This is a genomic window from Luteitalea sp. (genome assembly GCF_044337415.1).
In the GTDB taxonomy this organism is placed as follows: domain Bacteria; phylum Acidobacteriota; class Vicinamibacteria; order Vicinamibacterales; family Vicinamibacteraceae; genus Luteitalea.
In genome coordinates, this window is record NZ_JBIINP010000038.1 from 12864 (window position 1) to 31363 (window position 18500).

General features: G+C 70.5%; 16 protein-coding genes. 15 read left to right on the top strand and 1 reads right to left on the bottom strand.

Annotated features, from left to right (window positions below; translation table 11 throughout):
• Positions 1-227 precede the first annotated feature (227 nt).
• Positions 228-3374, top strand: coding sequence for a TonB-dependent receptor domain-containing protein (locus ACIRDX_RS08700; RefSeq protein WP_396625020.1), 3147 nt, complete (start codon positions 228-230; stop codon positions 3372-3374).
• Between the two features lie 140 nt (positions 3375-3514).
• Here ACIRDX_RS08700 and ACIRDX_RS08705 read toward each other — a convergent pair whose 3' ends face one another.
• On the bottom strand, positions 3515-4558 hold the full coding sequence (locus ACIRDX_RS08705) for a hypothetical protein (RefSeq protein ID WP_396625021.1): 1044 nt from the start codon (positions 4556-4558) through the stop codon (positions 3515-3517).
• Positions 4559-4674: 116 nt separating this feature from the next.
• Here ACIRDX_RS08705 and ACIRDX_RS08710 point away from each other — a divergent pair, with 116 nt between their 5' ends.
• The 14 genes from ACIRDX_RS08710 to ribB all read left to right on the top strand — a co-directional run.
• The gene (locus ACIRDX_RS08710; RefSeq protein WP_396625022.1) at positions 4675-5730 is read left to right on the top strand and encodes a lysylphosphatidylglycerol synthase transmembrane domain-containing protein; all 1056 of its coding nucleotides are present in this window, start codon (positions 4675-4677) and stop codon (positions 5728-5730) included.
• The gene (gene nrdR, locus ACIRDX_RS08715; RefSeq protein WP_396625023.1) at positions 5727-6185 is read left to right on the top strand and encodes a transcriptional regulator NrdR; all 459 of its coding nucleotides are present in this window, start codon (positions 5727-5729) and stop codon (positions 6183-6185) included. The genes ACIRDX_RS08710 and nrdR overlap by 4 nt, the downstream gene beginning before the upstream one ends.
• A complete protein-coding gene (locus tag ACIRDX_RS08720; protein WP_396625024.1) occupies positions 6185-6721 on the top strand; it encodes a DUF4390 domain-containing protein in 537 nt (178 codons plus the stop codon). Before nrdR ends, ACIRDX_RS08720 begins: the two co-directional genes overlap by 1 nt.
• A 1-nt stretch (position 6722) precedes the next feature.
• A complete protein-coding gene (locus tag ACIRDX_RS08725) occupies positions 6723-9035 on the top strand; it encodes an ATP-binding protein (protein WP_396625025.1) in 2313 nt (770 codons plus the stop codon).
• Between the two features lie 2 nt (positions 9036-9037).
• Positions 9038-10450, top strand: a complete 1413-nt coding sequence (locus ACIRDX_RS08730; RefSeq protein WP_396625026.1) for a sigma-54-dependent transcriptional regulator — start codon at positions 9038-9040, stop codon at positions 10448-10450.
• A gap of 27 nt (positions 10451-10477) precedes the next feature.
• Positions 10478-11350 (top strand): RDD family protein, encoded by an 873-nt coding sequence (locus ACIRDX_RS08735; RefSeq protein WP_396625027.1) that lies wholly within the window; start codon positions 10478-10480, stop codon positions 11348-11350.
• Positions 11351-11363: 13 nt separating this feature from the next.
• On the top strand, positions 11364-11846 hold the full coding sequence (locus tag ACIRDX_RS08740) for a phosphatidylglycerophosphatase A (protein ID WP_396625028.1): 483 nt from the start codon (positions 11364-11366) through the stop codon (positions 11844-11846).
• Positions 11843-13132, top strand: coding sequence for a competence/damage-inducible protein A (locus ACIRDX_RS08745; protein WP_396625029.1), 1290 nt, complete (start codon positions 11843-11845; stop codon positions 13130-13132). The genes ACIRDX_RS08740 and ACIRDX_RS08745 overlap by 4 nt, the downstream gene beginning before the upstream one ends.
• A gap of 21 nt (positions 13133-13153) precedes the next feature.
• Positions 13154-13750, top strand: coding sequence for a glycerol-3-phosphate 1-O-acyltransferase PlsY (gene plsY / locus ACIRDX_RS08750; RefSeq protein ID WP_396625030.1), 597 nt, complete (start codon positions 13154-13156; stop codon positions 13748-13750).
• Positions 13747-14742 (top strand): NAD(P)H-dependent glycerol-3-phosphate dehydrogenase, encoded by a 996-nt coding sequence (locus tag ACIRDX_RS08755; protein ID WP_396625031.1) that lies wholly within the window; start codon positions 13747-13749, stop codon positions 14740-14742. Before plsY ends, ACIRDX_RS08755 begins: the two co-directional genes overlap by 4 nt.
• Positions 14743-14846: 104 nt before the next feature.
• On the top strand, positions 14847-15773 hold the full coding sequence (ftsY, locus tag ACIRDX_RS08760; RefSeq protein ID WP_396625032.1) for a signal recognition particle-docking protein FtsY: 927 nt from the start codon (positions 14847-14849) through the stop codon (positions 15771-15773).
• Positions 15774-15820: 47 nt separating this feature from the next.
• Positions 15821-16870, top strand: a complete 1050-nt coding sequence (gene ribD / locus ACIRDX_RS08765; RefSeq protein ID WP_396625033.1) for a bifunctional diaminohydroxyphosphoribosylaminopyrimidine deaminase/5-amino-6-(5-phosphoribosylamino)uracil reductase RibD — start codon at positions 15821-15823, stop codon at positions 16868-16870.
• Positions 16851-17450, top strand: coding sequence for a riboflavin synthase (locus tag ACIRDX_RS08770; RefSeq protein ID WP_396625034.1), 600 nt, complete (start codon positions 16851-16853; stop codon positions 17448-17450). The genes ribD and ACIRDX_RS08770 overlap by 20 nt, the downstream gene beginning before the upstream one ends.
• Positions 17447-18500, top strand: a 1054-nt coding sequence (gene ribB / locus ACIRDX_RS08775) for a 3,4-dihydroxy-2-butanone-4-phosphate synthase (RefSeq protein WP_396625035.1), incomplete at its 3' end; no start/stop codon positions are given. The genes ACIRDX_RS08770 and ribB, both read left to right, overlap by 4 nt.

Sequence of the window (18500 nt, forward strand, 5' to 3'; positions counted from 1 at the left end):
CCTAGGATAGCGCGTTTCTGCGGTGCGGTCGCCCGTTCGGAACAGGGCTGTTTCCTTCAGGTTGCGCGGGTCTGCGCAAACATCACGAAATCATCAGAACCCAACCGTGGCGAGTCGGGTCATTACTGGATTGTCGGGTGTTCCGCCCGACGTCTGCTGGTCGCCGGTCGGCGGTCGTGTGTTCTCGGAACCCGTCCGGTTCCGTTTCAGGAGGCTCGATGTCGAGAATGCGTGCTGGACGCCTGGCACTGGTGTGCCTGGCGCTGCTCGCGTGCGCGGCGCCCGCGTGGGCGCAGCTGACGCGTGGGATCATTTCGGGGACCGTCAGCGACAGCAGCGGGGGCGTGCTGCCCGGCGTGCTCGTGACCGTCACCAACCAGGCAACCGGGGCAATCCGCACCGCCATCACGGCTGAGTCGGGTGTGTACCGCGCGCCCGCTCTCGAACCGGGGGCCTACGAGGTCAAGGCTGAGCTCCAGGGGTTCAAGACCTACCAGGTGTCGGGCATCCAGGTCGCGTCGGGCCAGGAAGTCACGCTCAACCCGGCGCTGGCCGTCGGCGGTCTCGAGGAGACCGTCCAGGTGACGGGCGATGCGGCCGGCGTGACCATCAACCGTACCAACGCCACGGTCGGCCTCGTCCTGCCGGCCCGGCAGATCGTCGAGTTGCCCATCTCGCCGACCCGCGACGTGACCCGCGTGGCCCTGCTGTCGCCCAACGTGGTGTCGGGGCCGGGCGCCGAGGGCATCTCGGCCAACGGGCAGCGCTCGCGCAACAACAACTTCATGATCGACGGCTCGGACAACAACGACGCCAGCGTGACGATCTCGACGACCCCGGTCGTGCCGGAAGCCATCGCGGAAATCGCGGTGCAGACCAATCCGTACAACGTCGAATACGGCCGCAGTTCCGGCGCGCAGTTCAACGTCATCACCAAGTCGGGATCCAACCAGTTCCGCGGCGATGTGTTCGACTACTACGCCAACAGCAAGTACAACGCCCGCAGCAACGTCGAGAAGCGCACCGGCTTCGATGACCCGGCCGGCTACACCCGCCACCAGGTCGGCGGCGGCATCGGCGGCCCCATCGCGAAGAACAGGCTGTTCTTCTTCGGGCTCTTCCAGGCCGACATCCGCCGCGAGGACGGCGGCCCGGGCACCACGGCCAACATCCCGACGCAGGCCGGCTACGCCACCCTGCAGAACGTGCCGTTGCGTGCGGGGCAGTCGGCGGCGAGCCGCGCGGCGGTGCTCAACTCGATCGGCTTCCTGCAGGAGGTCTACGGGCAGAACCCGGTCTTCAGCAACGTGCGGACGACGGCCGTCAACGGCGTGCCGGTGGAGATCGGGCAGGTGAACCTGCCGATCCAGCAGAATCGTGATGCGTACAACCTGATCACGCGCGTGGACTACACGCTGTCGGCCAACGACACGATCACGGGTCGCTACATCTCGGACCGCCCGACGACGCAGAACGCGGCGAGCAACCTGCAGTTCGGCAGCCGCTTTGCCGGTGAATCGGCCACCAAGGACCACAACCTCGCGCTCAGCTACACGCGCGTGCTGTCGCCGCGGATCATCAACGAGGCGCGCTTCTCGTACATCCGTCGCGACCTGTCGTTCCCGGAGGCCGACCCGGTCACCCCGACGACGGGCATCACGGGCCTGTTCACGATTGGCGGCCTCAGCAACTTCCCGCAGGGCCGCGTCCAGAACTCGTTCCAGTTCCAGGACGTGTTCTCGTGGCAGAAGGGGCGCCACTCGCTGAAGTTCGGTGGCGACTTCCGGTACCTGCAGTTGGACAACCAGGCCGCCTTCAACTCGAAGGGCAGCTTCACGTTCAACAACCTGCAGGACTACATGAACAATTTCGCCAACTCCTTCACGCAGGCCCTGCAGGTGGCGAGCTTCGACGCGCGGCAGACGCAGATGTTCCTGTTTGCGCAGGACGACTTCCGCATCACGCCGAACCTGACCGTGAACCTCGGCCTCCGCTACGAGAACAGCTCGGTGCCGCTCGGCTTCTTCGGCGCCGAGGACACGCAGTCGCTGAATGCGCTCGTGCCGGGCCCCGTCCAGCGCGACAACAACAACTGGGCCCCGCGTGTCGGCTTCGCGTACACGCCGACACCGCAGGGCGGGCTGATGAAGTCGCTGTTCGGCAGCGAGGGGCAGGGCGTCATCCGCGGCGGCTACGGCGTGGGCTACGACGTGCTCTTCTACAACATCCTGACGGTGAACGCGTCGAACTTCCCGCGCGTGTTCACGGGCCAGGTCGACCAGGTGTTCGACGTGTTCCCGAACGTCGCGCCGGTCGGCGGGGCGCCCGCGTTCAACGCGCTGGCGACCTACGTCAACACGCCGGTCGACGCGCAGTACCCGCGTGCCGACTACTGGTCGCTGTCGTTTGCGCGCGAGCTCGGCTCCCGCGCGAGCATCGAGGTAGGCTACAACGGCAGCTGGAACCGCAACGGCGTGAACCAGCTCCAGGCCAACCCCGCGGTGCTCACGGAGGCGCAAGCCGCCACGGTCAGGGCGACGGGCAGCATCACGTCGATCCCGACCACGCAGGCGCGTCGCGTGTTCCCCCAGTTCGGCCCGCGCGTGCTCATCGCCACGACCGCCGAGTCGCTCTACCACGCCGGCTACGCGCAGTTCAACCTGCGTCCGGTGAAGGGATTCACGTTCCGGTCGACCTATACGTTCGGGCAGAACATGTCCAACAACGACGAGTCGCTGGGCGTGGCGGCGATCACCGCGGGCTCGCCGCAGGTGCCGCAGGACTTCAACGACATCGACGCCGAGTGGAGCCTGTCGGCGTTCGACCGCACGCACCGACTGGTGGCGACCTGGATCTACGAGACGCCGGCCGTGGGCAACGCCCTCCTCCGGCAGTTGACCGGCGGCTGGCAGGTGGCGGGCGCGTTCACCACGCAGTCGGGGCAGCCCTTCACCATCCTCACGGGCGTGGACACCAACGGCAACGGCGGCGGTGGTGACCGTCCGAACTTCGACCCGTCGGGCACGCTGACGCTCGATCCCGACACCGGGAACCTGCGCACGTTCACGACGTCGGGCATGTTCCTGGCACCGCTCGGGAGCAACGGCCTGCCGCTGGCCAACAGCCTCGGCAACGGCAACCTCGGTCGCAACACCCTGCGCGCCCCGGAGTGGTTCAACTGGGACGTCAGCGTCGGGCGTCGGTTCTCGCTCTGGGCCAACCACAAGCTGTTCGTCCGCGTGGACCTGTTCAACGCGTTCAACCAGGACAACTACGGGGTCCCGGTCAACAGCATGAGCAACCCGGCGTTCGGCACCAACACGAACAACTGGGGCAACCGCTCGGCCCTGATGAGCGCGCGCTACAGCTTCTGAGGAAGCGCTGGCAATTTGAAATTTGACATTTGAAATTCCAGGGGGCGAGGGCCTTTGGCCCTTCGCCCCTCGGGATGCCACGAGCGGCGACGGCCGAAGGCCGCGCCGCCGTCAATTTCGAATGTGGAATTTCGAATTGCCTAGGTCCCGGACCGGCCGCGCACGCGCATCGTGCCGCGCTCGAGGGTGAGCTTCACCAGCGGGCCGCCCCCGGCCACAGGCGTCGCGATGGTCTGCTTGGGGCCCGCCACCACCGCCGACATGCCGTCGGGCAGCCGCAGGTCGCCTTCGGTGACCGTCACGTCCAACTGCACGCCGCCCGTCCTGGGCAGCGACACGTCCACATCGTCGTCCTTGACGCTGATCGTGGTCGGGACGGGGCTGTCGATCTCGGCGTCCACCGTCAGCCGCGTCGCGTCGATCACCAGGGCATGCGCCACCTGGCGCAAGGCAATCGTGCCGCCGTCGCCCGTGATGCGCACCGGCCCGCCGGTGCCGCGGATGTCCATCCGTGCGTAGTCTTCCTTGATGGTGATGGGGCCGGCGGCGTCGATGATGTCGATGCCCGTGCGCTCGGACTCCAGCGTGACCGACGCTGGACGTTCGAGGCGGACGCGCCCGCCCTCGGTCTTGAGCTGCAGGACGGCGCCCTGGCCGAACTCGGCGCGCCCGCTTTCGTACCGGCCGGTCACCGGGCCCGTCAGGTCTTCCACGCGCAGGTCCCCGGCGTAGTCGTCGAGGTCGAGGCCAGCCACGCCGCGTACTTCGGCGGACATGCGCGAGTCTCCGAGCCGAACCTTGAGGCGTTTCGGCACCTGGATGCGCACTTCGAACCGCGGGCGCCGACCGCGGCCGTCCTGGGCGAGGCGGAGCTGGGCGGTGGGGCCGCTGGCCGTGAGGTCGACCCGGATGCTCTTCTCCTGGGCATCGAGGTCGGCGGTGTCGACCCCGGCCAGGGCGGCGTCGAGGCGGACCTCGATGTCGGCCCTGTCGGTCCCCTCGACGGTCACCGGCCCCTTCAGCTCGCTCAGGTCGAGGACGGTGACCTCGGCGCCGGGCGCCAGCGTGGCCGTCCGCGCCACCGTCCGACGGGCTTGCGGGCCGTTGAAGTGGGCCTTGGCAAAGTCGACGAGTCGCCCCAGGGAGAAGCCCGGCGCATCAGCGGGGGCGGCAGGAGCCGTCACCTGATACACGCCTACTCCCAGGACGACAAAGACCACCATCAGTAGCAGTTCGCGCTTTCCCATAGCCTCGGAAACCCAACCTATAGTACAGTCCGCCCCGAACAGCCCAACGGCGCATGACGGGCTACCTCAAGCACACACTCATCCTGCTCGTCACCGTGGCGCTCCTCGCGGTCTTCCTGCGGCAGGCCGATCTGGCGGCCGTGGGGCGGGAATTGGCGCGTGCGCAACCTGGCGGCGTCCTGCTGGCCCTGCTGGCCTCGGTCGCCACCTTCGTGTTCCGCACGATCCGCTGGCAGTACCTGCTCCAACCCACCGGTCGTGTCCCGTTTGCCCCCGCCCTGCGCGCCACCATCATCGGGTTCGGCGCCAACGCGATGCTGCCCGGCCGAGTCGGCGAGGTGATCCGCCCCTACCTGCTGGCCCGCAAGGTCAACCTCGACCCCACCGCCACCTTCGCCACCATCGTGCTCGAGCGCGCACTGGACATCATCACGCTGCTCGTGCTGTTCGCCCTCACCGTGGCGCTGCTGGACCCGCGCTTCGCTGTCAATGACGGCAAAATGCTCCAGGCGGTTCAGTTCGGGGGCCTGATGGCGTCCCTGGCGGCCCTTGGCGGCCTGGGCGTGGCCTTCCTGTTTGCCGGGCATGCCGAGCGGGTCAGCCTGGTCACCGAGCGCCTCACGCGTCGCCTTCCGGCTCGGCTCAGCCGGCTCGCGGTCGCCGTGGTCGGGGCGTTCGGCAAGGGGTTCGCCGTGCTCCGGTCCCCGTCGGCCCTGGGGCTCGCCCTCGTGCATTCGCTCGGGGTGTGGCTGTCCATCGGCCTCACGACCTGGGCGATGGCGCGGGCGTTCGGCCTCGATTTCCCGTTTGCGGGCACCTTCACGGTGTTGATGTTCCTGGCGGTGGGGGTGTCGGTGCCCACGCCGGGGGGCGTCGGGGCGTTCCACGAGTCGGTTCGCCTCGCCATGACCTCGCTGTATGCCGCCGACAACGACAGGGCGGTGGCCTACGCCGTCGCCCTGCACGCGATGTCGATCATCCCGGTGTCGCTGCTGACGCTGTACTTCGTGGCCCGCGAGGGCCTCACGCTGCGGCGGATCGAGGACATCACCCGCACGGGCGCGCCCCCCGGGGCCGCGCCGCTCGCCGAGGGGAGCCAGGCCGGATGAAATGCCCGTATTGCGGACACCTGCACGACAAGGTGGTAGATTCGCGCGAGAGCCGTGAGGGCGAGGTCATCCGCCGGCGGCGGGAATGCCTGGAGTGCGGCCGTCGGTTCACGTCGTACGAACGGGTGGACGAGATCCCGTACATGGTCGTCAAGAAGGACGGCCGGCGGGAACGATTCGATCGGCAGAAGCTGATTGCCGGCCTGCTGAAGGCCTGCGAGAAGCGGCCGGTCCGTGTGAATGCGCTCGAGGCGGTGGCCGACCGGGTGGAGGCCGCCCTGCAGGAGCGTCCGGACAAGGAGATCAGCACCACCGAGATCGGGCAGCACGTCATGTCGGAGCTCCGGCAACTGGACAAGGTGGCTTACGTCCGCTTCGCGTCCGTCTACCGGCATTTCCGCGACATCGGCGAGTTCATGACCGAGCTCGAGGATCTGATCAAGTCGAAGGATTGATGATGCGGCTGCGAGTGATGCTGCTGCTGGCGTGCATGCTGGGCCTGGCCTCGACGGCCGGCGCCGATACCGCCGTGCGCGTGCAGACGGCTTTGCACGAGGGGGAAGTCCGGGTGAGCTTCCAGGTGACCGACGCGGTGTCGGACGCCGTGCGGGCCGCCATCCAGAGCGGGCTTCCCACGACGTTTGCGTACGACGTGGTGCTCCAGCAGCCCTCGCGCTGGTGGTTCGACCGGACCCTGGCCTACATGCGCCTTTCCGCGGTGGTCCGCTTCGACAACCTCACCCGGCGCTACCAGATCACCTTCATCGAGGACGGCCGCGTCGAGGAGGTCCGGACGACCGACGACGAGCGCAAGGCCGTGGAGTGGCTGACCAACTTCCACGGGCGACGACTGTCGTCCCATCGCCTGGAGCAGGGCGGCGAGTACCACGTCCGCGTGAAGGCCCAGACGCGCCCGCGCATGCTCGGCTGGGCGTGGCCGTGGACGGCGGGCGCCGCCCTGGGCAGTGCCAGCTTCCGCTTCCGCCCGTGACGTGGCCCTCTTCAACCTGACCGATCCGTCCGTCGCGCCCACGGCGCTACCGGCGCCCACGGCGCCGCCCGTCACCCGCACGCCGTCCCCGCCCTCGCCGCCGCAGCGGCCCCTTCGCGACAACCCGATCTTCGTCCTGCTGGCCATCGGCCTGCTGGTGGCGGCGCTGGTGGCGCTCGTCACCCTGGCCGACAGGTCCACGGGGCTCTCGCCCGCGCTCCTGAGCGAGGTCGTGCTGTACGCGCTGGTCGCGGTCGACCTGACGATGCTCGGCGCGCTCGCGTTCGTGCTGGCGCGCAACGTCATCAAGCTGCTCGTGGAGCGACGGCGGGCCCTGCCGTTCGCGCGCTTCCGCGCCAAGCTCGTGGCGGCCATGCTCGGCCTGGCCCTGGTGCCTGCCGTGCTGGTGCTGATCGTCGGCAGCGAGCTGATTCGCAACAGCGCCAGCCGCTGGTTCGCCCCGCCGATCGACGACGTGCTCGCGGCGGCGCGCGAGATCGCCAGCGACTACTACCAGGACACGCAGGTGCAGACGAGCCGACAGGCCGTGCGCCTGGCGCGCCTCCTGTCGTCGGCGGGCATCGAGCGCGGCGACGTGGCGACCATCCGGGCCAGGGTCTCGCCCGAGGTCGCCTCCGGGCGCTCCACCCTCGTCGAGGTCTACCGCATCGTCTCCGGCACCGATCCGCTGGAGGTGACCCCGCTCTTCGACGTCTCGGCGCCGACGGTGCCGCGCGACGTGCCGCGGGCATCGGCGGACCGTCTTGCGGCGCGGGTGGCCGGCGGCAGTCCCGACACGCGCGTCATCGAGCCGCTCGGCAGCGGCGGCGAACTGGTGCGCTCGGCGGCCCTCGTCCGTCCGCCAGACGCGATGGCCCCGGTCGGCGTCGTCATCGTCAGCGAGCACCTGTCGGGCAGCCTCGCGCAGCACAGCCGCCGTATCGTCGAGGCCTATGAGGGCTACCAGCAGTTGCGCGTCCTGCGTCGCCCGATCGAGGGCGTGTACCTGTCGTTCTTCCTGATGATGACGCTGTTCATCCTCGTGAGCGCGACGTGGCTGGGGCTGTACACCGCCAAGCGGATCACCAGGCCGATCGGCCTGCTCGCGGCCGGCGCGCGCGAGATCGGCCAGGGCAACTTCGACTACCGCATCGAGCCGGAGACCGCCGACGAGTTCGGGCAGCTCGTCGAGGCGTTCAACACCATGGCCGGCGAGCTGGAGCAGTCACGCGCCGAGGTGCAGCGCAAGAGCCGCGAGGTCGAGGGACGCAGCCGGTACATCGAGACCATCCTCAAGCGCATCGCCACGGGTGTCATCTCGCTGGATGCGCGCGGGCGCATCAACACGATGAACAGCGCGGCGGCGCGCCTGCTCGGGCTCGACCAGACGGCTGTCGGCCAGATGTTCGAGGACGTGTTCTCGCGCCCCGACCTGCGACCACTGCTGACGATTCCGCAGGCCGCTGCGCGGACGCGCGGCGGCACCGCCGGCCACGAGATCGCGCTCGTGCGCGATGGCCGCGACCTGCACCTCGCCGTCGCCGCCACGCCGCTGCGCGACGAAGGCAGCTCCGAGGGCACCGTCATGGTGCTCGACGACGTCACGCCGCTCATCCGCGCCCAGCGCGTGTCGGCATGGCGCGACGTCGCGCGCCGGCTGGCCCACGAGATCAAGAACCCGCTGACGCCGATCCAGCTGAGCGCCGAGCGGATCCGCCGGCACTTCTCGGCCTCGCCGCCGCAGACCCGTGAGCTGGTGGACGAGTGCTCCACCAACATCATCGGCGCCGTCGAGTCGCTCAAGGGCCTGGTCGACGAGTTCTCGCAGTTCGCGCGCATGCCGGCGCCCAAGGCGGTGCCCGCCGACCTGCACGCGCTGCTCGACGAGGCGCTGGCGCTCTACACCGGCCTGCCGCACCTCACGGTCGAGCGGGAGTACGATCCGGCCATGCCGGTCGTCCGGGTCGACCCGGAGCAGTTCAAGCGCGTGGTGATCAACCTGGTGGACAACGCGGTGGAGGCGCTGGCCACGGCGGGCGACGGCGTGCCCGCCAGCGCGACCGGCACCATCAGCGTGCAGACCACCTGGGACGAGCCGCACCGGGTGGCGCGCCTCGTGGTCGCCGACGACGGGCCCGGCCTCGGCGAGGCCGATCGCAGCAAGCTGTTCCTGCCGTACTACTCGACCAAGGGGCGCGACAGCGGCCTCGGCCTGGCGATCGTGCGTCGCATCGTCGTCGAGCACGGCGGCACCATCGAGGCCTCCGATCGGGCGCCCCACGGCGCCGCCTTCACCATGGAGCTCCCGGCCTAGCCATGCGTCCCAGCGTCCTCATCGTCGACGACGAAGCCGGCGTGCGGTCGGCCCTCTCGGGCGTGCTCCGCGACGAGGGCTTCGAGGTCGAGGCCGTGCCGAGCGGCGAGGCGTGCCTCGAGATCGCGCCCGGCCGGCACTTCGACGTGATCCTGCTCGACGTGTGGCTGCCCGGCATCGACGGCCTGGTGACGCTGTCGCGGCTGCGCGACCGGCACGTGGACGCAGCGGTCGTGGTGATTTCGGGGCACGGCAACATCGAGTCGGCCGTGCGCGCCGTGAAGATGGGCGCGTTCGACTTCGTGGAGAAGCCCCTCTCGATCGACAAGACGCTGCACGTGGTGCGCAACGCGCTGCGGCAGCGACAGCTCGAGGAAGAGAACCGGGCGCTGCGCGAGCACGTCGATCGCCGGTTCGTGATGGTGGGCGAGAGCTACGTGATGCGGTCGCTGCGCGAGCAGATCGCCATGGCGGCGCCGACCAACGGGCGCGTGCTCATCTTCGGCGAGAACGGCACCGGCAAGGAACTGGTGGCGCGCAGCATCCACGCGCTCAGTCGGCGACGGAGCGGCCCGTTCGTCGAGGTCAACTGCGCGGCCATCCCCGAGGAACTGATCGAGAGCGAGCTGTTCGGGCACGTGCGCGGCGCGTTCACCGGGGCGGTGTCCGATCGTCGCGGACGTTTCGAGCTGGCCGACGAGGGCACGATCTTCCTCGACGAGGTCGCCGACATGACCCTGAAGACGCAGGCCAAGGTGCTGCGCGTGCTCCAGGAGCAGGTCGTGGATCCGGTGGGTGGGCACGACAGCGTGAAGGTCGACGTGCGGGTGCTCGCCGCGACGAACAAGGACCTGACGGCGGAGATTCGCGCCGGCCGCTTCCGCGAGGACCTGTTCTTCCGCCTCAACGTGATCCCCATCTTCGTGCCGCCGCTGCGCGAGCGCGAGGAGGACATCCCGCGGCTCATCGCGCACTTCATGCAGGAACTCTCGCGCGAGCACGGCCGCCGGCCGCGGCAGATCGCGCCGGAGGCGATGGACGTGCTGCGTCGCTATGCGTGGCCGGGCAACGTGCGGGAGCTGCGCAACGTCGTCGAACGCCTGCTGATCATGGTGCCGGGCGAGATCGTCGAGCCCGTGCACCTCACGTTCCTGCAGGGCGTGCAGGTCGTCGATGGCGTGCCGGAGGTGGCGGCTGGGCCATCGCTGCCGTTGCACGAGGCCCGCGAGCGCTTCGAGCGCGACTACATCGTGCGCACGTTGGCGGCGCAGCAGGGCAACATGTCGCGCACGGCCGAGATCCTCGGGGTCGAGCGCAGCAACCTCTACCGCAAGATGAAGGCCTTCGGGATCGTGCCGGCCCGGCGCGAATCGCGCGAGGGTCCGGTGGCGCTCGAGACGCCCAACGTGGTATGACCACGCGCCTGACGGATTGATTGATCGATGCGCTGTCCGAAGTGCAGTTACCTGAGCTACGACGACGTGGAGCGGTGCCGCAACTGCGGCTACGACTTCTCGCTCGCGAGCGCGCCGCGTGAACCCGACCCGGTCACGCCCGAGGGCCCGCCGCGGAGCACGCGTGCGTGGGAGCCCTCGCGGCGCCGGCGTCCGCTCGCGCTCGATCCCTCGGCGCCCGACGGCGCCCTCGACCTGCCGCTGTTCGAGGAATCGCCGGTGCCGGAGCCACCGCCGGTGGCGATTCCGCCGGCGGGCCCACCGCTCGCGGTGCGCCGCACGCTCGAGCCGACGCGCACGCCCGCCCGCGTCGAGCCGATGCCCGTCGAGACCGACGAGCCCATCATCCCGTCGTCGCCCGCCTTCGACTGGCCCGACGAGCCGACGATCGAATCGCCTGTCCGCACGACCGCTGCCGACGTCCCGGCGGCGGGACCGGTCGATGTCGAGGGCGATGGACTGGGGCCACGGATGCGGGCCGGTGCGATCGACGCCGCGATCCTGATTGGCATCGACCTCATCGTGGTGTGGCTCACGCTGCGTGTCGCGGGCGTGTCCCTCGAGGAGTGGCGGTTGATCCCGCTGGTGCCCCTGGGCGGGTTCCTGTTCCTGCTCGACGTCGCGTACCAGGTGACGTTCGTCGCCGCCTCGGGGCAGACGATCGGCAAGATGCTCACGAACCTGCGCGTGACGTACCACGACCATACGCGGGTCCCCTTCGGTCACGCGGTGGTGCGCGGCGTGGCCCTGGTGCTGTGTGCCGTCCCCCTCGGCCTCGGCTTGCTGCCGCTGTTCCTCGATCCCGAGCGACGCGGCGCTCACGACCGCCTGGCCGGCACCCGCGTGGGGCCGGCTGCCTAGGAGTCCACCCATCGTGTCTTCCCGTGTGTCCCTGGCCGTCGCGACGGCCCTCGGCGTCGGCTACGTGCCGTTCGCACCAGGCACGTTCGGCTCGCTCGCCGGCCTCGCAGTGTTCGTCGCGGTCCGCGCGGCGGCGCCGGCCGTCGGCGGGCTGTGGATCGACCTGGTGGCCATCGCGATCGTGTACTTCGCCGGCGTCTGGGCGGCGACGGCGGCCGAGTCGCACTTCGGCCACATCGATCCCGGTCCCGTGGTGATCGACGAGGTGCTCGGCATGCTCGTCACGCTGGCCTGCGTGCCCGTGTCGGCGACCGGAGCGCTCGTCGGCTTCGTGCTGTTCCGGGTGTTCGACGTGATCAAGCCGCCGCCGTGCGATCGCCTCGAGGCGTTGCCGGGCGGGTGGGGCGTGATGAGCGACGACCTCATGGCGGCCATCTATTCGTACGCGTGCGTGCAGGCGCTCGCCTGGATCGCTCCGGGCTGGATGCTGGCATGAGCGGGGCGCCCTTCGCCCGCGCCGAGACGATCGCGGTCGGGAGCGAACTGCTCGCGCTCGGGCGTGTCGACACCAACTCCGGGCAGATCGCCGCGCGCCTCGCCACGCTGGGCATCGATGTCGTGGCGCGGAGCGTGGTCGGCGACCACGCCGGGCACCTCGAACTGGCTGTGCGGACCGCCCTGCAGCGCGCCGATCTGGTCGTGCTCACCGGCGGACTCGGCCCGACCGACGACGACCTCACGCGCCAGGCGGTGGCGTCCGCACTCGGACGGTCGATGCACGAGGATGCCGAGCAACTCGCGCGCATCGAGGCCCGGTTCGCCAGGCGGGCGATCCCGATGCCTGCCATCAACCGGCGGCAGGCGCTCCTCATCGAGGGCGCGCTGCGCCTCGACAACCCCAACGGCACCGCGCCGGGGCAGTGGATCGATCTCGGCGCACAGGCGATCGCACTGCTGCCGGGGCCGCCCCGCGAGATGGGGCCGATGCTGGAAGGACTGGTCGAGGGACCGCTGGCCACCCGCGTTGGCCGCGCCCGCACCCGCAGTCGCGGATTGAAGGTCGCCGGGCGGAGCGAGTCGGCGGTGGAGTCCACGCTGCAGCCGCTGTATGCCGAGTGGCGCGCCCAGGATCCGCCGATCGACGCGACGATCCTCGCGGCGCTCGGGCGCATCGAGTTGCACCTGTTCGTGCGGGGCGAGGACGAGGCGTCGGCGGTCACCGCGCTCGAGACGGCGATCGGCGCCGCGGCGGACGCCCTCGGGCCGGCCGTCTACACCACGCGCGACGAGAGCCTGGAGGAACTGGCCGGGCGACTGCTGCGTGAGGCCGGGTGGCGCGTGGCGGTGGCCGAGTCGTGCACCGGCGGCATGCTCGGCGCGCGCATCACCGACGTGCCTGGCAGTTCGGCCTGGCTCGATGGCGGGCTGATCACGTACAGCAACGCGCTCAAGACGGCGCTGGCCGGCGTACCGGCGGCACTGATCGCCGAGCACGGCGCGGTGAGCGAGCCCGTGGCGCGGGCGCTCGCCGCCGGCGCGCGCGCGCGGTGCGGGACCGAAGTCGGCATCGGCATCACCGGCATCGCCGGTCCGGACGGCGGCACCGAGGCCAAGCCGGTGGGCACGGTGTTCATCGCCATCGAGACGCCGCGGCTCGCCGCTTGCCGTCAGGCGCGGTTCGTGGGCGATCGCGCCGTGGTGCGACAGCAATCGGTCTCGGCGGCGCTCGACATGCTGCGCCTCGCGCTGACGGGATTGGACCCGATCGGCGAGGCGCGCTGATCCTCTCCTGACGGACCCCTGATGCGTCCCGCCGACTTCGCGCTCGTCGTCGCCATCGGGTTCCTGCTCGGATCGATTCCGTTTCCGTACCTTCTGACGCGTCGCCGCGGCGTCGACCTGCGGACGGTGGGCTCGGGCAACGTCGGCGCGACCAACGTGCTGCGCGTGTCGTCGCCGGCGACGGCGGTCACGGCCCTCGCGCTCGATGCCGGCAAGGGTGGGCTCGCGGTGTGGGTGGCGGAGGCGTTGACGCGGCAGCCTTCGTTGATGGTCTGTGCCGGCCTCGCGGCGATGCTCGGGCATGTCTACCCGCCGTGGCTCGGCTTCCGCGGCGGTAAGGGCCTGGCGACCACCGCGGGCGCCTTCGCGGTGCTCACGCCCGCGGCCACCGGCATCGCGGCGGCGATCTTCGTGGCGGTGGTGGCGGTCTCGCGGTTGGTGTCGCTCGGGTCGCTGAGCGCGATCCTGGCGTTGCCGCCGCTTGCCGCCTGGTTCGGCGCGTCGCGGGTCGTGATTGGCGGCGCGTGCGCGGCGTCGGCGTTCGTGGCGTTCCGCCATCGGAGCAACATGCGGCGCCTCTGGCTTGGCACCGAGCGACGATTGGGGCAGCGACTGTGACGACCTCCGTGGTGGGCGCCGGCTCCTGGGGCACGGCGCTGGCGATGCATCTGGCACGTGTGGGACACGTGGTGCCGCTCTGCGCGCGCGACGCCGCGATGGCCGCGCGCATGGCCGCCGCACGCGAGAACGCGGAGTACCTGCCGGGACTGCGCCTGCCCGATGGCGTGTTGCCGACGCACGACGCCGCTGATGCCGTCGGCGGTGCCTCGATGATCGTGTGGGCCGTGCCATCGCACGGCACGCGCGCGATGCTCAAGGCGCTGGCGCCGGCCATCCGTCCCGGGACGATCGTCGTCAGCGCGACGAAGGGCCTCGAGCGGGGCACGTGGCTGCGGATGTCCGAGGTCCTCGCGCAGGAACTGCCCCCGGGGTGTCCGGTGGTGGTGCTGTCGGGGCCGAGCTTCGCCGAGGAGGTGGCGCGGGAACTCCCGACGGCCGTCGTGTCGGCCGCCACCGATGCCGATGCCAGCCTCCATGTGCAGGAGGAGTTCCGGGGCCGCTTCTTCCGTCTCTACGCCACCGACGATGTCGTCGGCGTCGAGATCGGCGGCGCCTACAAGAACGTCATCGCGATTGCCGCCGGCGTCGTCGAGGGCCTCGGGCTTGGCCACAACGCGATGGCCGGGCTCGTGACGCGTGGCCTGGCCGAGATGACCCGCCTCGCCGTGGCGCTCGGTGGGCGGCAGGAGACGCTCGCGGGGCTCAGCGGTCTCGGTGACCTCGTGCTGACCTGCACGGGCGCGGCGAGCCGGAACCATCACCTCGGCATCGAGCTCGGCCGCGGACGCAGCCTGGCCGACATCCTGGGCGGGATGCGCATGGTGGCCGAGGGCGTCAACACCGCCGAGGGCATCCTCGCCCTGGGCGCCGCGCGCGGCGTCGAATTGCCGATTGCCGAGCAGATGGCCCACGTGCTGGCCGGCCGCACGCACCCCATGGCAGCCACCGAGGCGCTGATGCTCCGCCCGCAGAAGCAGGAACGGGCGTAGGGAACGCCGAACGTCGAACGTCGAACGCTGAACGCCGAACGCCGAAGGCCGAACGACTGCCGACTGCCGACTACCGACTGCCGTCGGGTTGTTACACTGGTCCTGTGAGCTTTTTCGACCGCCTGAAGTCGAGTCTCCAGAAGACCAAGGAACAGCTGTTCGGCGCGTTCGACGCGGCGCCCGCCCCGTCGTCGACGACGGCCACGGCCGAGGCACGCGGGCGGCGCATCGAGTCGATCGATGCCCTGGAGGAAGCGCTCATCACGTGTGACGTCGGCGTCGCGGCGACCGATCGCATCGTCGAGAGCGTGCGCCGCAAGGCCCGGCGCGGCGACGACCTGTTGCCCCTCGTGCGGCAGGAGATCCTGACCATCCTCGAGGGCGCGGCGCCTCCCGTTGCGACGGGCGGGCACCCCCGCGTGGTGCTCATCGTCGGCGTCAACGGCACGGGGAAGACGACGTCGATCGGCAAGCTGGCCAACCTCCTCAAGCAGCAGGGGCAGAAGCCGCTGGTCTGCGCCGCCGACACGTTCCGCGCCGCGGCGGTCGAGCAGCTCGAGATCTGGACCAGGCGCGCCGAGGTCGGCTTCGTGCGTGCCCAGCCCAACTCCGATCCGGCCGCGGTCGTGTTCGATGCGATCGCGTCGGCGAAGGCGCGCGGGCTCGACCCGGTGCTCGTGGACACGGCGGGGCGGCTGCACACCCGCGTCAACCTGATGAACGAGCTCGACAAGATCAAGCGCGTCGCGGCGCGCGAGGTCGAGGGTGCGCCGCACGAGGTGCTGCTCGTGCTCGACGCCACCGTCGGGCAGAACGGCGTGACGCAGGCGCGCGAGTTCATGAAGGTGTCGGGCGTCAACGGCATCATCCTCACCAAGCTCGATGGCACCGCCAAGGGCGGCGTCGCGGTGGCGATTGCCCAGGACCTGCGGTTGCCCATCCGCTTCGTCGGCACCGGCGAGCAGATCGACGACCTCGTGCCGTTCGACCCGCGCGAGTACGTGGACGCGTTGTTCGAACAGTCGTGGTAGACCTGCGGCACGTCGAGGGCGCGATCCGCCCCGAAGACGGACGATTCATGGCCCGCGCCCTCTGGCACGCCGAGCGCGGGCGGGCCACCACCACCCCGAATCCCCTGGTCGGCGCGGTCCTCGTCGATGACGACGGCGTGGTCGTGGCCGTGGGCCATCACCAGAAGGCGGGCGGCCCTCACGCGGAGATCGTCGCGCTGCAGCAGGCGGGCAGCCGCGCGGCGGGGACGACGCTGTACTGCACACTCGAACCTTGCAGCCACACGGGGCGCACCGGGCCCTGCTGCGTGGCCGTGGCCGAAGCCGGCGTTCGTCGCGTGGTCGTCGCCACGGGCGATCCGTTTCCCCAGGTCTCAGGCCGGGGCCTGGCGTACCTGCGTGAACGTGGCATCGACGTGACCGTCGGCGTCGGGCGTGCCGACGCGCGCCGGCAGAACGCGCCGTTCTTCACGGTGGTGGAGCAGGGGCGGCCGTGGGTGCACCTGAAGGTCGCCATGAGCCTCGACGGCGGTGTCGCCGCGCGTGTGGGGGAGCGGACGGCGCTCAGCGGCCCTGACGCGGCGCGGTGGACGCAGCGCCTGCGTGGGCAGGTCGATGCGATTGCCGTCGGCGCCCGTACGGCCGTCGTCGACGACCCGGTCCTGACCGCACGCGACGTGTACCGTCCGCGTCCGCTCACCCGCGTCGTGTTCGACCGCCACGCGACACTCTCGCCGACGTCGGCGCTGGCGCGTTCCGTGGCCGAGGGCCCAGTCGTGGTGCTCGCCAGCCAGTCGGCCGCTGCGGCTCCGCGGGCCGAAGTGCTGCGCGCGCGCGGTGTCGAGGTACTGGGCACCGACGGTTCCATTGCCGGGGGCCTGGGCGCGCTCCTTCTGCGCGGAGTCCATGCGCTGCTCGTGGAAGGGGGGCCGACGCTGCACGCCGCGTTCTGGCAGGCAGGCGTCGTGGATCGCGTGAGCGAACTCGTCTGTGATCGCGTCCTCGGCCCCGATGCCGTACGCTGGGAGGTGCCTGCCTGGCTCAACGGGTGGGCGCCTCGGACCGTGCCCCTCGGGCGCGACGTCCTTCGGGAAGCCGATGTTCACCGGACTGATTGAAGCCACCGGCCGCGTGCGCGGACTGGACCCCGTGGCCGGGGGCCAGCGCGTCACGATCGAAACCGACCTCGCCCCCCAGCTCGCGCTCGGCGACAGCGTGGCTACCAACGGCGTGTGCCTGACGGTGGTCGCGCTGACGGCCGACACCTGGAGCGCCGACGTCTCGCCGGAAACCTTGCGGGTGACCTCGCTGGGCACGCTGCGCCCAGGGGGCTTCGTGAACCTCGAGCGTCCGCTGGCGGTGGGGAGCCGCCTCGGCGGTCACTTCGTGCAGGGCCATGTCGATGGCACCGGGCAGGTGGAGTCGGTGACGCCCGAGGGGGAGTTCTACCGGGTGCGCATTTCGTACCCGCCGGCGCTGGCCGCATACTTCATCGAAAAGGGCTCGGTGGCCGTCGACGGGATCAGCCTCACCGTCGCGGCGCTGGCCGACCGCACGTTCGACGTGCAGATCATCCCGCACACCTGGACGGCCACGACCCTGCGGCATGCCGGGCCGGGAACGACCGTGAACCTCGAATGCGACATGGTGGGCAAGTACGTCCTGCGCAGCCTGTCGCTGGGAACCACCCGCGCATGACCCCTGCAGATCTCCGCATCGCCAAGAGTGCCGCTCGTGGTCCGTTCGCCACCATCGACGAGGCCATCGCCGCGTTCCGCGCGGGCCGCATGGTCATCGTGGTGGACGACGAGGACCGCGAGAACGAGGGCGACCTCACGATGGCGGCCGAGCACGTCACGCCCGAGGCCATCAACTTCATGGCCACGCACGGCCGCGGGTGGATCTGCCTGGCGATGACGCCCGAGCGGCTGGACGAACTCGAGGTCCCGCTGCAGGTGCAGGAGAACTCGTCGCGCCTCGGCACGGCGATGTGCGTGGGGATCGAGGCCAAGGTCAACACGTCGACCGGCATCTCGGCGCCCGATCGCGCGACGACGATCCGGACCGCGATCGCGGCGGACACGCGGCCGTCGGACCTGGCGCGACCCGGCCACATCATCCCGCTGCGGGCCAAGTCGGGCGGCGTGCTGGTGCGTACCGGCCACACCGAGGCCGCCGTCGATTTGGCGCGCGCCGCGGGGCTCGCGCCGGCCGGCGTGATTTGTGAGGTGATGCGCAAGGACGGCGAGATGGCGCGCGTCCCCGAGTTGGCCAAGTTCGCGAAGAAGCACGGGCTGCTGCTCATCACCATCGCCGACCTGGTGCGCTACCGGATGCGGCACGAGCGGCTCGTGCAGCCGGTGGCCACGGCCAGCCTGCCGACCGAGTACGGCGACTTCGCGGTGCACGCGTTCGACAGCCCGATGGGCGGCGAGACGCACATCGCGCTGGTGCGCGGCGAGATCGGCGACGGCACCGATGTCATGGTGCGCGTCCACTCGAGCTGCCTGACGGGCGACGTGTTCCACTCCGCCCGCTGCGACTGCGGCGCGCAACTCGACACGGCCATGCAACGTATCGCCGCCGAGGGCCGTGGGGTGCTGCTGTACCTCAACCAGGAAGGCCGCGGCATCGGCCTCGCGAACAAGATCCGCGCGTACGCCCTGCAGGACCAGGGGCTCGACACCGTCGAGGCCAACGAGAAGCTCGGCTTCAAGGCCGACCAGCGCGACTACGGGATCGGCGCGC

Excerpts from the sequence above, each read along its gene's own strand:
- ACIRDX_RS08735 (WP_396625027.1), top strand. The coding sequence starts at position 10,478 with ATGCGCTGTCCGAAGTGCAGTTACCTGAGCTACGACGACGTGGAGCGG.
- ACIRDX_RS08730 (WP_396625026.1), top strand. The coding sequence starts at position 9,038 with ATGCGTCCCAGCGTCCTCATCGTCGACGACGAAGCCGGCGTGCGGTCG.
- ACIRDX_RS08720 (WP_396625024.1), top strand. The coding sequence starts at position 6,185 with ATGATGCGGCTGCGAGTGATGCTGCTGCTGGCGTGCATGCTGGGCCTG.
- ACIRDX_RS08710 (WP_396625022.1), top strand. The coding sequence starts at position 4,675 with ATGACGGGCTACCTCAAGCACACACTCATCCTGCTCGTCACCGTGGCG.
- ribD (WP_396625033.1), top strand. The coding sequence starts at position 15,821 with ATGGCCCGCGCCCTCTGGCACGCCGAGCGCGGGCGGGCCACCACCACC.
- nrdR (WP_396625023.1), top strand. The coding sequence starts at position 5,727 with ATGAAATGCCCGTATTGCGGACACCTGCACGACAAGGTGGTAGATTCG.
- ACIRDX_RS08745 (WP_396625029.1), top strand. The coding sequence starts at position 11,843 with ATGAGCGGGGCGCCCTTCGCCCGCGCCGAGACGATCGCGGTCGGGAGC.
- plsY (WP_396625030.1), top strand. The coding sequence starts at position 13,154 with ATGCGTCCCGCCGACTTCGCGCTCGTCGTCGCCATCGGGTTCCTGCTC.
- ACIRDX_RS08700 (WP_396625020.1), top strand. The coding sequence starts at position 228 with ATGCGTGCTGGACGCCTGGCACTGGTGTGCCTGGCGCTGCTCGCGTGC.
- ACIRDX_RS08770 (WP_396625034.1), top strand. The coding sequence starts at position 16,851 with ATGTTCACCGGACTGATTGAAGCCACCGGCCGCGTGCGCGGACTGGAC.